Below are 13,710 nucleotides of genomic sequence, written 5' to 3' on the forward strand. Positions count from 1 at the left end.
CTTATAACCCTAACAGACGAACAGTGTCGCGGGCGATGACGAGTTCTTCGTTGGTCGGTACGATATAGACCTGAACCTTGCTTTCCGGATTGGAAATGCAGACTTCCTTGCCGCGGGTCTTATCGTTGAGTTCATAGTTGATGGACAAGCCCAGGCATTCTTCCATCTTCTCGAGGATCTGATGGCGCAGGTTCGTGTCGTTTTCACCTAAGCCGGCCGTAAAGGCGATCGCATCGACGCCGCCCATCTGCATGACGTAGCCGCCGACCACATTGATCACGCGGTTGACATAGACAGCCTGGGTCAGAATAGCGCGTTCGTTGCCCTGCTTCACTGCATCTTCAATATCACGGGCATCGCTGGAAATGCCGCTGACGCCCAGCATGCCGGATTTCTTATTTAAGATCGTGTCCATTTCCTTCGGGGAAATACCCTTCTTATCCATGATATGGCAGATGACGGATGGATCGATGTCGCCGCAGCGGCCGCCCATCATGATGCCGCCTAACGGTGTGAAGCCCATCGACGTGTTGACGCACTTGCCGCCCTTGACCGCCGTGATCGAAGCGCCGTTGCCTAAGTGGCAGGTGATGATGCGGGTATCCGCAATGTCCTTGCCCATCAATTCCGCGGTGCGCTGGGAAACATACTGGTGGCTGGTGCCGTGAGCGCCGTAGCGGCGGACCTTATCTTCCGTGTACCATTCGTACGGAACCGGGAAGATGTAGGATTCCGGTGTCATCGTCTGATGGAACGCCGTATCAAAGACGAACACGTGACCGATTTTCGGCAGCGCTTCGCAGAACGCGCGGTAACAAATCAAATGCGCTGGATTGTGCAGCGGCGCCAACGGCGCCAGTTCTTCAACTTTATCGACGACGTCCGCGTCGACCTTGACGGACTGATCGAAGTATGCGCCGCCCTGAACAATGCGGTGGCCGGCAGCGGAAATCTCATCCAGCGTTTCGACGATGTGATATTTAACCAGAGCTTCCAAAAGCAGTTCGACCGCGACCTTGTGGTCCTTGATCGGCAGGTTCTGGGTATGTTTTTCCCCGTTGACCTTGATCGTGAAGATGCCTTCGTCCAGACCGATCCGTTCTGCCACACCGGAAGTCAGAACTTCCTCCTCTGGCATGTTGAACAGCTGGAACTTAAGGGATGAACTGCCTGCGTTGACTGAAATAACTTTACTCATATGTACCTCCATTTATTCTGTCTGCATACAGACCTCGACCAGCGCGTCGACTTCGGCAATGTGCAGCGCTTTCAGCTTTTCATATTGCGCGATGCGGACCTGATAGTGACGCAGCAGGTGAAGTTTCGATTCATAGTCTTCCAAAATCTTTTCACAGCGTTTCAGAAGATCGTACACGGCGCTGCGGCTGGTTTGCTGCAGCTCGGCGATTTCCGAGAGCGAATAATCCTCTTGAAAGTAGTAATCCAGGATCGTGCGCTGCTTTTCTGTCAGCAGCGTACCATAGAAATCGATCAAAAGATTCATCCGTTCGGTTTGAGCTAATTCTTTATCCGACATCCCGGATGCCTTCCGAAATGCTGTAAAGATACAGATCGAGATCAAACGGCTTGAGGTCGTCTTCCCTTTCGCCTAAGCCCAGATAATAGACCGGAATGTGCAGCACATCCTTGATCGCCAGCACGATGCCGCCCTTGGCGGTGCCGTCCATTTTGGTCAGGATGATGCCGGTCACATCCGTGACCTCCTGGAAGATCTTGGCCTGGGATAAGCCGTTCTGGCCGGTTGTGGAATCGAGCACCAGCCATACATGATGGGGCGCGCCTTCGATTTCACGGCCGATGACCTTGCGCATCTTGGCCAGCTCGTTCATCAGATTGACCTTGTTCTGCAGGCGCCCGGCAGTGTCGCACAACAGGATATCCAGATTGTGTTCCTTGGCATAGCGGCAGCCGTCGACCAGCACGCTGCTGGGATCGCCGTTCTCACGGCCTTTGATGCACGGGACGCCGAGCTTATCAGCCCAGCGCGCCAGCTGCTCGATCGCCCCGGCCCTAAACGTGTCCGCGGCCACGACGCCGACTTTTTTGCCCTGACTCTGATACAGCTTGGTCAGCTTGGCGCACGTCGTGGTTTTGCCGCTGCCGTTGACGCCGACCATCAAGATCACGGTCGGGCCGTTCTCATTCATCACGATCGGCGCGTCGGCGCTTTCCAGATAGATATTCTGCATGATCTCCATCAGAAAGGCCATGACGTCCTTGAACGTAACGTAGCGGTATTGATCGACCGTCGTTTTCAGCTGATCGCAGATCTTCTCCGCGGTCTGAATGCCGACGTCGCTCTCCAACAGCACGATCATCAGTTCTTCGAGGAAATCCTCGGTGACGCCGTTAAAGCCGAACGCCATCTTGTTGAGCTTTTTGCCCATCGTGTCGCTTGTTTTGTTGAAACCGCTCAGATAGCGGTCGCCGTCTTTTTTCTTGGAAAATTTATCTTTCAGCGTATCAAAGAAACTCATGCCGGCTGCACCTCCTTGGTTTCGGCCATTTCAATCGCGTCGGTCAGTTCGACCTTCAGCATCTGCGAAACGCCCTGCTTCTGCATCGTGACGCCGTAGAGGACCTCGCACTGCCCCATCGTTCCGGGACGATGGGTGACGACGATGAACTGCGTCCGTTCGCTGAAATTCTTGATGTAGCGGGCGAACCGTTCGACGTTGCCCTGATCCAGCGCTGCCTCGACTTCGTCGAAGATACATAACGGAACCGGCCGGGCCTTGAGAATCGCAAACAGCACGCTGATCGCGATCAGGCTCTTTTCGCCGCCGGAGAACAGCCGGATATTTTGAACCGACTTGCCCGGGGGCTGGACGTCGATATCAATGCCGGTGTTTAACAAATCCGTCGGATCCTCCAAGATCAGGCGGGCCTTGCCGCCGCCGAACAACGCGCGGAACGTATCGCCCAGCTCCTCGTTGATCTTATCGAACATGTCCTTGAACTGCCGGACCATGACTTCGTCCATCTCGTCGATCGCCGACAGGATTTTATCACGGCTGGCGATCAGATCGTCCACCTGCTTGCGCATGAATTCGTACCGGTCGTTGACCTCAGTGTATTCTTCCGGCGCGTTCATGTTGATGTTGCCGAGCGCTTCAATTTCCGAGCGCAGCTGCAGCACTTCCTCGCGCGCATTTTCAATGTGGCTTTCCTCAACCTTGGTGCGGGCGTATTCATAGGTCAGCTGATATTCGCTGGTCAGCCGCGCCAGATTGTTTTCCAGGCGCGTTTCAATCTTCGCCTTGTCGAGCTGAATCGCGTGCGAGCTGGCGGTCGCCGTTTCCAGTTCCCGGCGGATCTGCCGGATCTGCTGCTCACGCCGTTCGATGTCGGCGGTCAGCTTCATCTTCTGCTGTCGCTTCTGGGACAGGGACGTCGTGATTTCATCCCGGCGGGAATAGGCCTGGTTAAGCGATGTGATCAGCGAATCCGCAAACGTTTCCTGCTCGCCGTCTACCGCTTCCGGCGCTAACAGCTCGTAATCGTTTTTCAAGCGTTCAAATTTGGCGCGCTTAGCGTCGACGACCGGTTCCAGCTGAGCGCTGGCGATCCGTTTCTCCGTCAGCGACCGCTCCAGCTCAGAGCGCTGGCGTCCGGACTGATCCAGCGCCTTCTGCGCCAACTGGCATTTCGCCTGCTGCGATTGAATCGTTCCCGTGATTTCTTCCAGTTCGCGCTGAACCGTCATTAAGGACGAACTGTTGCGGGCCTTGCCGCCGGTCATCGAACCGCCGCGGTGGATGACGTCGCCGTCCAGCGTTACGATTTTATAACTGAACTTTAATAAATCGGCCAGGTTGTTGCCATGTTCCAGCGTATCGCAGACCAATACGTTCTGCAGTAACGACTGACTGACTAAATCAAACTGCGGATCACAGTGGATGAACTCGCTGGCGACGCCTAAGAAGCCTTCGGTGTTCTGCGCCACGATGCGGTGATCCTGCGCGATCCAGCGGGGTTTTAAGACCCGGATCGGCAGAAACGTCGCGCGCCCGCTCTGGTTCTTTTTCAAAAAGCTGATCGCCTGACGGGCGCTGGCCTCGTCGGTGGTCACGATGTTGTACATCGCGCCGCCTAAGGCAACCGAAATCGCTTCCTCATAGCCTTTTTCCGGTTCCAGCACTTTCGCCACGACGCCTAAGACGCCGGGCAGAAACGCCTGGGAATCCATGACAGCCTTGACGCCGGCTTGTGAATTGAACGGCTGACGGGCCAGGTTTTCCAGCACTTCCCTGCGGTTCTGCAGCCGCCGCAGAATGCCGGCGGCCTCGTCGTTTTTCTGCGAGTTTTCAGCCAGCTCCATCGCGGTCTGCGACAGCTGTTGGGAAAGCAGCGCCACATCCCGCTGCAGCTGATCCAGCCGCTGCTGCCGGTCTTCGTATTCAAAGCGCGCTTCTTCCAATAACGACTGCATCTGCTTTGCTTTTTCCTCGCGCGTGCCGACCTCAATTGCGTATTTCCGCTTTTCATCCAGCTCGATCTTGCGGGTTTCCAGCGTTTGGATTTCATTGATGACGTGCATCAATTCTTCCTGCAGCTTGTTGATTTCAACTTCCAGCCCGTTGGAATCCTTCTTGGCCTCCAGATTGGCCGTTTCATGAACCTGAATCGTCGTCTGCTGCATCGTCGTCGAATTCTCGATATCGAACAGTGTCTTAACGGCTTCGTCGATCTGCTGGTTAAGATGCGTGATCTCCTCGACTAAGACGGCGATCTCGATTTCCTGCAGCTGTGCTTTCTTTTCCCTGTAAATCTCAGCCTTGCGGGCCTGGCGTTTCAACGGCGAAACCTGCCGCTCCAATTCGCTTAAGATATCCTGGGTGCGGTCGAGGTTTTCCTTGGTCCGCTCCAGCTTGGACAGCGATTCAAGCTTGCGTTTCTTGTACTTGCTGACGCCGGCGGCATCCTCAAAGATCGCCCGCCGTTCGATCGGCTTCGCTTCCGCGAATGAACTGATATTGCCCTGAGAAATCATCGACAGGGAATCTTTTCCCAGGCCGCTGTCCAGAATCAGATCCACAACGTCCTTTAACCGGACCGGGTTGCGGTTGATCAAATACTGGGCTTCACCGTTATTGCGGTAAAGCCGGCGTGTGACTTCTATTTCATCCAGCTCGCTGTTGAGATCCCGGCGGCTGTTGTCAAAGACAAGGGTAACCTCAGCCATGTTGACCATTCGGCGGTCGGCGCTGCCCGCAAAGATGACGTCGGTCATCGCGTTGCCGCGCAGAGACTTCACGGACTGTTCGCCCAGAACCCAGCGGATCGCGTCGGTAATATTGCTTTTCCCGCAGCCGTTGGGGCCTACGATCCCGGTGACGTCGTGATCAAACTGAATCACGACCTTATCGGCGAAAGATTTAAAGCCCTGCATTTCTATTCGTTTTAGAAACATGGCATCCTCCTTCTCACTCCATCTATGTATTATAACAAACCAGCGTTTAAATTTAAAGGAAACCCAGGACGAAAAGCGGTGCTTTCGCATGTTTTTTAAGCAATTCCGCACATCCGTGATCACTTTGATAAAAATTGCTCAAGGAATGCGCTTCCATTCAAAAATCCCGGTTGCGCCGGGGTTTTATTTCCGGTATACTGGTAACGATCTTTTTAAAGCGAGGTTCTTTTCCCCTATGAAAATTTTAAAACAAATCACGATTGTGTTTCTGTTATGCTGGCTGGGCGAGGTGATCAGCGCCCTGCTGCCGTTTGCTTTTCCCGGCAGTATCGTGGCGATGCTGCTGTTATTAGGCTGTCTGTCGACGTCGCTGCTGCGGATCGAGGATATTTCCGGATTCGCCGGGTTTCTCCTGGCCAACATGGCGTTCTTTTTCATTCCGGCGGGCGTGTCGATTCTGGACAGCTTCGGGGCGATCCAAAATGATCTGCTTCCGATCCTGGCGGTGATCGTGCTCAGCACCCTGATCACCGCGGCGGTAACTTGCGGCAGCATCCTTTTGATCACGAAATTACAGAAGCGGGGGTCGGCGCGATGAACGAGCTGCTCAACGGTCCGTTTTTCTTCACGGGTCTGTGCCTGATCGTTTATCTTCTGGCCTGCCGGCTGCAGCGGATCACGCGGAAGACATGGCTGAATCCGTTGTTGGTTTCGATTCTGATTCTGATTGGGATTCTGTTAGTTCTGCGGATTCCCTATGCTCATTTTAAGGAAGGCAGCAGCGTCATCGCCATGATGCTGACGCCGGCGACGTGTGTCCTGGCGATTCCCATGTACAATCAGCGGAAAATCCTGAAGCAGAACCTGACGGCGATTCTGATCGGAACGTTTCTGGGAGCGCTCAGCTCGATCCTTTCCGTCACACTCCTATGCCGGATCTTTGGCTTAAACGAGCTGATCACCCGCTCGCTGCTGCCGAAGTCAGTAACGACGCCGATTGCGGTCAGCGTGTGTGAGGTCAGCGGCGGCCTGCCCGCGATCACCGTAGCGGCGGTGATCCTGACCGGAATTCTCGGTTCGATCGTGATCCCCCTGTTGTTCACTAAACTGAAGATTAAAAACAGCGTGGCGCTGGGCATTACCCTGGGCACAGCGTCGCATGCGATGGGCACGTCCAAGGCGATTGAGATCGGCGAACAGGAAGGCGGCCTGTCCGGACTGGCGATCGGGATCACCGGCATCTTTACGGTCATCCTGTCGCTGCTGTGAACATTCAAACCAAAATAAAGGCATATCGTTCAGCGCAGAAACTGACGATATGCTTTTTTTGACTTTATTAGAAAATCGGGGCATGGCGGGCGCACAGTTTTGTTTCAAGCGCATGGGCAGCGGTGATCAACGTTTCTTCGCTCCAGGCCGTAGAAATAAACAAGACGGAACACGGCGTCCCCTGGTCCGGACTTTGCGCGCAGACCGCGGCGCAGGGATATCCGGCAATCGGCGCATAACCGGTGATTTTAACCGTCATCAGACAATCCAGCTGATATTCCTTCAACAGCCGGTCGATTCCTTCTGTGCGTGTTTGACGGGTCAACGCTAAGCGCTGCCGGAGATAGTCGGCTTCCCGCAGCGTGCCGGAGGTGCGGTTGCTGCTTTCCAGAAGATCCTGTCCGTAACGCAGGCAGGTTTGCGCATACCGGCGGTTATACGCTAGGATATCGTCCAGCGTACGCATCGCGGTGCAGCCGCGGACAGACCCCAGCCAGGCGTTGATTCCATTTTTGAATTCATGCTCTAGCACCGGCATATTGTTCAGCCGGCCCTGCGGGAGGGAAACCGGCACCAGCGTTGCGCCCTGCTGTACCAGAATCTGCCGCGCCTGCTCCAGAATCGTGTTTTCAAGCTCATCCTGCGGTGCGTCGTCAAACGTCAGAACGCCGATCCGGAAGCCTGCGACCCCGCGGTTCAGCGCACCGGCGAAATCGAAGTGATCCGGGCACGCCAGCGTCGCCGGGTCCAGTTCATCCTTGCCCCATAACGCATCCAGGACGACGGCGCAGTCCGCGATCGTCTTGCCCATCGGTCCAGCCGTATCCTGCATCGAGGAGATCGGAATGATGCCGCTGCGGGAAATCAGCCCCACCGTCGGCTTGATCGTCGCCACGGCGTTGTTGCGGGCTGGGGAAACAAGCGAACCGTTGGTTTCCGTACCGATGGAAAACGGTACAAGCTGAGCGGCGACGACCACGGCGGAGCCGGAGCTGCTTCCGGACGGATCCAGCTGCGGATCATAGGGATTGACGACCTGACCGCTGCGCGAGCTGAACCCTGACGGCATCTTCCGCTTCCGGGCTACCCAATACGCGAATTCAGAAAGACAGGCTTTACCGAGAATGACGGCTCCCGCCTGCTTCAGCCGGTGCACGACTTCGGCGTCCTGCGGTGCGTAAAAATCAGCCAGTGCCGCCGAACCGGCCGTGGTGTGCATCTTGCCGGCTGTGCTGATATTATCTTTCACGACGACCGGCAGCCCATGCAGCGGTCCGCGCGGTCCTGTTTCCCGCAGCTCGCGGTCGAGCGCGTCCGCAATCCAAAGCGCATCCGGATTCACCTCGGCAATCGCGTTCAAGCCCGGTCCGGACTGGTCGATCTCCGCGATACGGCGCAGTGCTTCCTCGGTTAAACTCCGGCTGGTCCAGCGGCCGGTCCGCAAGCCTTCCGCCAGTTCTGAAATTGAAGCTTCAAACATGAAAATTCCCCCTTTTTGTTAGTGTAGCATAATTGAAAACGTTAAACCAGCTCATCCCGCTTCCGAAACGGAACTTTTGATTTTCATATCGAAACATAGTAAAACCGCGGCGTTTCGCCGCGGTGGAAGTGTACGATCTTGTTTTCTTTTCAACCAACAGTTCCTTATTCTCCCTGAATCCGGTTGCGGATACGAAGGAAACGTTCAACGATCTGCCGGCTGGCAGCGCCGTCTTCCAGCGTCAGCCGGATCTTCCACGCAGAATGTGGATCCAGCTCGCCGGCTTTGAGCTCAAACGGCGTTTTTTCAAGACAATGACTGTAACAGGCGGCGTCGCCGAAAACGGGGTAGAGTTCACCTTTTTTATTTTTCAGCGCATAGGCCTGCTGATGACATAGCTGACAGTTCCGCTTCGTCCCGTCTTTCAACAATCGGTTGACCGGGCAAGCCTTAGACACCATCAGATCGCGATAACCGTAGACGTACTGCACGGTCGGCGCGGAAAATCCGTATTGTTCTTTAAACGCTTCACGAATCGCACTCTGCTGCATTGGATTAATTTCCAGTGAAAACTCCACACCTGCTACCGAAGTCTGGCTGAGCAGCAGCGCCAGCGCTTCGCTGTTGGTCACATTGAAGCCGCTCGTACAGATCAACCGCGTCGTTGTCCGGGTCAGCGTTCCGATTTCCTCGGTCTGTAGCCATTCCGTTTCGCAGCGGGCCGGATGCTCCTGGACCCGCAGCGTTGAGGGCATGATCTGCGGATACGCCTGAATCAGGGCCGGCACGCTGCTGATCAGCTGCACTGGAAGCTCAGCCAACGCTTCCGCCTGTTCGCGGGTTTCAATCTGCACGATCAATCCCGGCAGCGGCTGTTTTTCTTGGATCGTTAAAGGCTGAACAGCCTGACGCTGAAGCTGAGCCCGCTCAGGATAGCGGACAGCTCGCCGCTGCGCAAGTTGATCAAGCGCCTGGCGGCGGGCTTCGTTAATTTGCTGAACTGGCAGAAACAACGCCCCTTCCAGCTGATTGTCGACGCTTTCCAGCTGAAACGGCGTATCGTTCAGCTTGCCCAGCTGCTGGGTTAACCGCCCCGTGTCCAACGGTGCTTTCTGCGCGGGCTGCAGAACTTGTTCCGTCCGGGCCTGCGCCTGAAATCCCATTTCGTCGCAGACGTCCACCTGCATCGGTTCGCCAGCCCGGCCTCGGATCGTAAACCGCACGGCCGTCCGGCGCGCCGGCTGGGCAGACTGCGCCTGGATTTCCTTCATCAGCTCGCTGTCAGTCGTCTGAAGCAAAGCAGCCTCCGGCCGGACTTTCTCCCGCACCGGCAGCTCAATGATCTCGCCCGGCTGTCCCTGGGCGCATAACAAATCATGCTTATAGATGTAATTGGCAATGAAGCCGATATCTTCGCCGTTTTCACGTAAAATCCGCAGTCCGTCGCCCTGATGCAGCGGCGCGGTTAATTTTACCTGGACACGGCCGTTGCGTTGGCTGAGCACCGTGCCGATGCGGATTCCAACGTGATTGGGGCGCAGCGGATTCATCAACGCCGGTCCGCTTTGATGAAACAGATAGCCGGTGGTGAAGCCGCGGTTGAACAACTTCTTTAACCGGATCTGTTCCTCTTCCTCAGAAGCCGGCCGCATTCCGGCCAGAACCGCGTCGATTTTCTCACGGTAAGCCCGCACGACCGCACCGACATATTCCGGCCGCTTCATCCGGCCTTCAATTTTAAAGCTCGTCGCTCCGCTGCGGATCAACTCCTCAACCTGGTCAAGGGTATTGAGATCCATCGGACTTAATAAGTATTCCCCCGGAGCTTCGATGACCCGGCCGCTGTCCCTTTCAACCAGTTGATACGGCAGCCGGCAGGGCTGTGCGCACTGGCCGCGGTTGCCGCTGCGGCCGCCGTTGATGCTGGACATCAGGCATTCGCCGCTGTAACAGACGCACAAGGCGCCGTAGACGAAAATCTCCAGATCCAGCCCTTCCTCAGCGCACTCCCTGACCAGTTCGACCGGGGTTTCCCGCGCCAGCACAGCGCGCTTCATCCCCAGCTGTCTGACCCAGCGCACACCCTCCCGGTTATGGATGTGCATCTGCGTCGAAGCATGCAGCTCAAAATCCGGATAAGCCCGGCGGATCCAGGAAACCAAGCCGAGATCCTGTACGATCAGAGCGTCGACGTCGGTGTGATACAGAAAATCAATCAACGCCTTGGCATCGTCCAGCTCGTTTTCAAAAATCAGCGTGTTGACGGTGACATAGACCTTCACCTCGTGTTGATGACAATAGTGCACCGCCTGACGCAGCTGCTGCTCGTCGAAATTGCCGGCATAGGCCCGCGCGCCGAAGCGCGTCGATCCCAGATAGACCGCGTCCGCCCCGTTGTTGACGGCGGCGATCAGCGCGTCCATGCTGCCCGCCGGCGCTAAAAGTTCCGGGCGTTTCATCCCAGAACTCCTTTAATGATCAGCGAAATCCCTAATATAGCTAACGGAATGCCCAGCCACAGACCGATCAGCGTCGCGCACAGCATCAAACCCAGCGCGCAGACGGCTAACCCCAAAATGATGGTGATCAGCTTGCCGCATAAGGACAATACCAGTCCTGTCAGCCAGAATACCAGTTTAAACGGCCATAATAAAATTCCCATGCCATGTCCTCCTTTGGAACTTCAATTTTTCTCTAAAGCTCAAACAGAAACCGATAGGCTTCGATCAGCTGCTCGAACGACACCGCGGCGTTGGCGGGCGAGGTGGAAGGCAGCACGATCGCTTCGATGCCGGTTTTCGGCTGAGCGTATTTCTGATAGCAGCGGCCGGCGGTCTTGCCGGTCGTCACAATGGTTTTGATTTCCGTTTCCGCAAGCAGCCGGTTGAAATCGTTGGCGGTGACGTCGCGGATACTGGCGTCGCTGCTGCCGGTAATCGTGCAGCTGGCGATCACATCCCACAACGCGAAGTGCCGGCGGTGCAGAAAGGCCACGCGCTGCGCCGTGGTATCCAGCGGACTTCCGTCCAGCGCCGCCATGACCGGCCAGAACCGGTTGCGCGGATGAGCGTAATAGAACGCCTGCTGACGCGAGGCGACCGAAGGCAGCGATCCGAGAATCAGCACCCGGCTGTGCGCGTCGTAGATCGGCGCGAACGGATGCACGACGGTCTGCGCCGCGTTGTTCATAGATCGAACCGGATCGGCGAAGCCAGCACGTCGTTTTCCATGACGGCTTCCTCAACGATCAGATGACCGTCCAGACAGGAAGGATGTTCCTCAGGTACAATCTGCACCTCTTTGGCTAAGCCGCCAAGCGAGGTTTCCTTAAGTTCAATCGGCAGATGTTTGCCGGTATAGTTCATCGTTTTGACAACGACGTCGAAGCTGACGCGGTTCTTTTTAATCCGGCTCATCGTGCGAGCAAGCGACATCGCGTCCAAGGCGCGCAGGACTGCGACAGCGTTGCGTTCGATGCACGGAATGATGACATAGCCGCCAACCGGATCACACGTTAATCCAAGGTGGTGCTCCATGCCGATTTCCGCGGCGTATTCGATCTGACCGCAGTTCATGCCGTTAAGATAGGCGGCTGCGGCCGCAGCCATCGCGCAGGCTGCGCCGATCTCTGCCTGACAGCCGCCGACCGCACCGGAAATCGTGGCGTTGGTTTTGATCAGATCCCCGAACAAACCCGCCACTGCCAGCGCTTTGACCAGCTTGCCGCGGGTGATCTGCTGATCGTTATAATAGTAATACATCAAGGCCGCCATGACGCCGCAGGAGCCCAATGTCGGCGCAGTGACGACGGTGCCGGCCGAAGCGTTCTGTTCGCTGGCCGCATAGGCATAGGCCGCCAGCTTCATCTTCGTCCGTTCCGCTTCATCCTCGATCGTTCCCGCCTGTAAAAGCATTGCCTTCGCTGCGCGTTCCATCTTCAACCGTCCCGGCAAAACGCCGCTGGCCTGCAGACCTTCCTTTACGGATGCGAGCATCGCGGTCAGAATCTTATCCAGATACGGCTCCAGTCCGGCTTCCGCCCGCAGCGCGTATTCCGCAAAACCGATCTTTTCTTTGTCGCAGATTTCACGGATCGCCTGCATCGTATTTTCCGGATAAACGTTTTCGCCCGTTTCCAGATGCTTTTCTAAAATCTTAATCGAACCGCCGCCGACGGAGAACACCGTCCATTTTGCCAGCAGCTGATGATCCCGGTTGTAGCCGCGGATATAAAAACCGTTGGGAAAGCTTTCCTTCCAGTCCTTTAAAAAGAAGATTGTCGTCTTCGCCGGCTCAAAGGTCTTGCGGATGATATAATCTGTCAGATGACCTTTGCCGGTTAACGACAGCGAGCCGTACAGCTCAACTTCGACGTGGTGCAGCTGCTCGCCGTATTCTGCCTTATACAGCTGGCAGGCCCGCTGCGGCCCCAGCGTATGCGAACTGCTGGGACCCGGACCGATTTTATAAAGTTCCTTTAATGAATCCATCGTAACACTCCCTTTATTCTTTCAGCGTATGAAAACACGCGGATTCTGACTGTTTCTCTGGTGATTTCACAGATTTTTTAGTGCGCGGCTTTGATTAAGAACATTTCAAAGCCCAGCCTGCGGTCCAGCGTCCCGCTTTTAAACCGTTGATCAAGCTCGGCTAAATCGTTCAGAATTTCCAATAACCGTTCGGAATTCAGCCGGGCTACGGCTTCATGCGCTTTCTTGACGCGGAAAGGATGAACCTTCAGCTGCTGGGCGATCATCGATTCGCTCATCCGCCGATCGCTGAGCATGCGCACCTGCGCCATCAGGCGAAACTGCGAAGCCAGCAGGGCGACGAGGTAAATCGGATCCTTGTTCAGGAAATCCAGATCGTGCCAAAGATGCATCGCCTGTTTTAAATCATGCGTGATGACGGCGTTGACCAGATGAAACACATCCTCGTCCAACGGCCGGCTGACCAGATGCACGATGTCGTCGCGGCTGATCTTCGTTCCAAACAGCGTCAGCTTGATCAGCTCCTGATGGAAGTTTTCCAAATCAAGCGGCAGCCGCTGCATCAGCTCGTCCATCGCATCGCGCGACAGGATCAGCTGGTGCGCCGATAACTGCTGATTGACATACGAACGAAACTCGCGTTCATCAAGCCGCTTCATCGTGAACACCCGGCACGTTTTTACAGCCAGCTTGACCAGCTTCTTGCGCTGATCCAGATTTTCAAACTCACCGCAGAAAATTAAATCAGTGCTCGGGCAGCTGTGATTGAGGTAATCCTCCAGCGCTTTGCCGTCCTTCTCGTTTAACGATCCGCTTGTCGTTAAAAAGACCGGATTGCGCACGACGACGGTTTTCTTTTCCGCAAAGAACGGAATTGTCCAGGCGTCTTCCAGAACCGCACGAAGCTGAAAATCGGCGTTGCCTGCTTCGTAGACCACCGTGTTCATGCCCGTGTTTTCCGGATCGTTCGCTTTCAGCAGCTCGTCCAGTTTTTTCTTCAGCCGATACGTTTCCGACCCGTACAATAAATAGTTCAT

12 protein-coding genes are annotated in these 13,710 nt (G+C 55.7%); 2 read left to right on the plus strand and 10 right to left on the minus strand.

What is annotated here, in order from left to right:
• Position 1: 1 nt before the first annotated feature.
• From BQ7364_RS09335 to BQ7364_RS09350, 4 genes are read right to left on the minus strand one after another with little or no spacing between them, the layout of a single operon-like run.
• Complete coding sequence (locus tag BQ7364_RS09335) at positions 2-1,198, minus strand: acetate/propionate family kinase (protein ID WP_072684457.1); 1,197 nt, start codon at positions 1,196-1,198, stop codon at positions 2-4.
• Positions 1,199-1,210: 12 nt separating this feature from the next.
• On the minus strand, positions 1,211-1,537 hold the full coding sequence (locus tag BQ7364_RS09340; RefSeq protein WP_006060729.1) for a putative DNA-binding protein: 327 nt from the start codon (positions 1,535-1,537) through the stop codon (positions 1,211-1,213).
• Positions 1,527-2,498, minus strand: a complete 972-nt coding sequence (ftsY, locus tag BQ7364_RS09345; RefSeq protein ID WP_072684458.1) for a signal recognition particle-docking protein FtsY — start codon at positions 2,496-2,498, stop codon at positions 1,527-1,529. Before ftsY ends, BQ7364_RS09340 begins: the two co-directional genes overlap by 11 nt.
• Entirely contained in the window at positions 2,495-5,434 is a 2,940-nt protein-coding gene (locus tag BQ7364_RS09350) for a chromosome segregation protein SMC (protein ID WP_072684459.1), read from the minus strand. Before BQ7364_RS09350 ends, ftsY begins: the two co-directional genes overlap by 4 nt.
• Positions 5,435-5,669: 235 nt before the next feature.
• On the opposite strand from BQ7364_RS09350, the gene BQ7364_RS09355 reads away from it, so the two are divergent.
• Positions 5,670-6,032, plus strand: a complete 363-nt coding sequence (locus BQ7364_RS09355; RefSeq protein ID WP_039865273.1) for a CidA/LrgA family protein — start codon at positions 5,670-5,672, stop codon at positions 6,030-6,032.
• On the plus strand, positions 6,029-6,703 hold the full coding sequence (locus tag BQ7364_RS09360; RefSeq protein ID WP_072684460.1) for an LrgB family protein: 675 nt from the start codon (positions 6,029-6,031) through the stop codon (positions 6,701-6,703). The genes BQ7364_RS09355 and BQ7364_RS09360 overlap by 4 nt, the downstream gene beginning before the upstream one ends.
• A gap of 67 nt (positions 6,704-6,770) precedes the next feature.
• On the opposite strand, the gene BQ7364_RS09365 is transcribed toward BQ7364_RS09360, so the two are convergent.
• The 6 genes from BQ7364_RS09365 to holA all read right to left on the minus strand — a co-directional run bounded on the left by BQ7364_RS09365 (position 6,771) and on the right by holA (position 13,710).
• Positions 6,771-8,183, minus strand: a complete 1,413-nt coding sequence (locus BQ7364_RS09365) for an amidase family protein (protein ID WP_072684461.1) — start codon at positions 8,181-8,183, stop codon at positions 6,771-6,773.
• Between the two features lie 164 nt (positions 8,184-8,347).
• The gene (locus BQ7364_RS09370) at positions 8,348-10,642 is read right to left on the minus strand and encodes a peptidase U32 family protein (protein ID WP_072684462.1); all 2,295 of its coding nucleotides are present in this window, start codon (positions 10,640-10,642) and stop codon (positions 8,348-8,350) included.
• Positions 10,639-10,845, minus strand: a complete 207-nt coding sequence (locus BQ7364_RS09375; RefSeq protein WP_072684463.1) for a hypothetical protein — start codon at positions 10,843-10,845, stop codon at positions 10,639-10,641. The genes BQ7364_RS09370 and BQ7364_RS09375 overlap by 4 nt, the downstream gene beginning before the upstream one ends.
• Before the next feature lie 32 nt (positions 10,846-10,877).
• The gene (locus BQ7364_RS09380) at positions 10,878-11,372 is read right to left on the minus strand and encodes a DNA-deoxyinosine glycosylase (protein ID WP_072684464.1); all 495 of its coding nucleotides are present in this window, start codon (positions 11,370-11,372) and stop codon (positions 10,878-10,880) included.
• Positions 11,369-12,673 carry an L-serine ammonia-lyase, iron-sulfur-dependent, subunit alpha gene (locus BQ7364_RS09385; protein ID WP_072684465.1) on the minus strand — a complete coding sequence of 435 codons (1,305 nt, stop codon included), beginning with the start codon at positions 12,671-12,673 and terminating at the stop codon, positions 11,369-11,371. The genes BQ7364_RS09380 and BQ7364_RS09385 overlap by 4 nt, the downstream gene beginning before the upstream one ends.
• A 77-nt stretch (positions 12,674-12,750) precedes the next feature.
• Complete coding sequence (gene holA / locus BQ7364_RS09390) at positions 12,751-13,710, minus strand: DNA polymerase III subunit delta (protein ID WP_072684466.1); 960 nt, start codon at positions 13,708-13,710, stop codon at positions 12,751-12,753.

This window comes from Holdemania sp. Marseille-P2844 (assembly GCF_900120005.1).
Classification (GTDB): Bacteria; Bacillota_I; Bacilli_A; order Erysipelotrichales; family Erysipelotrichaceae; genus Holdemania.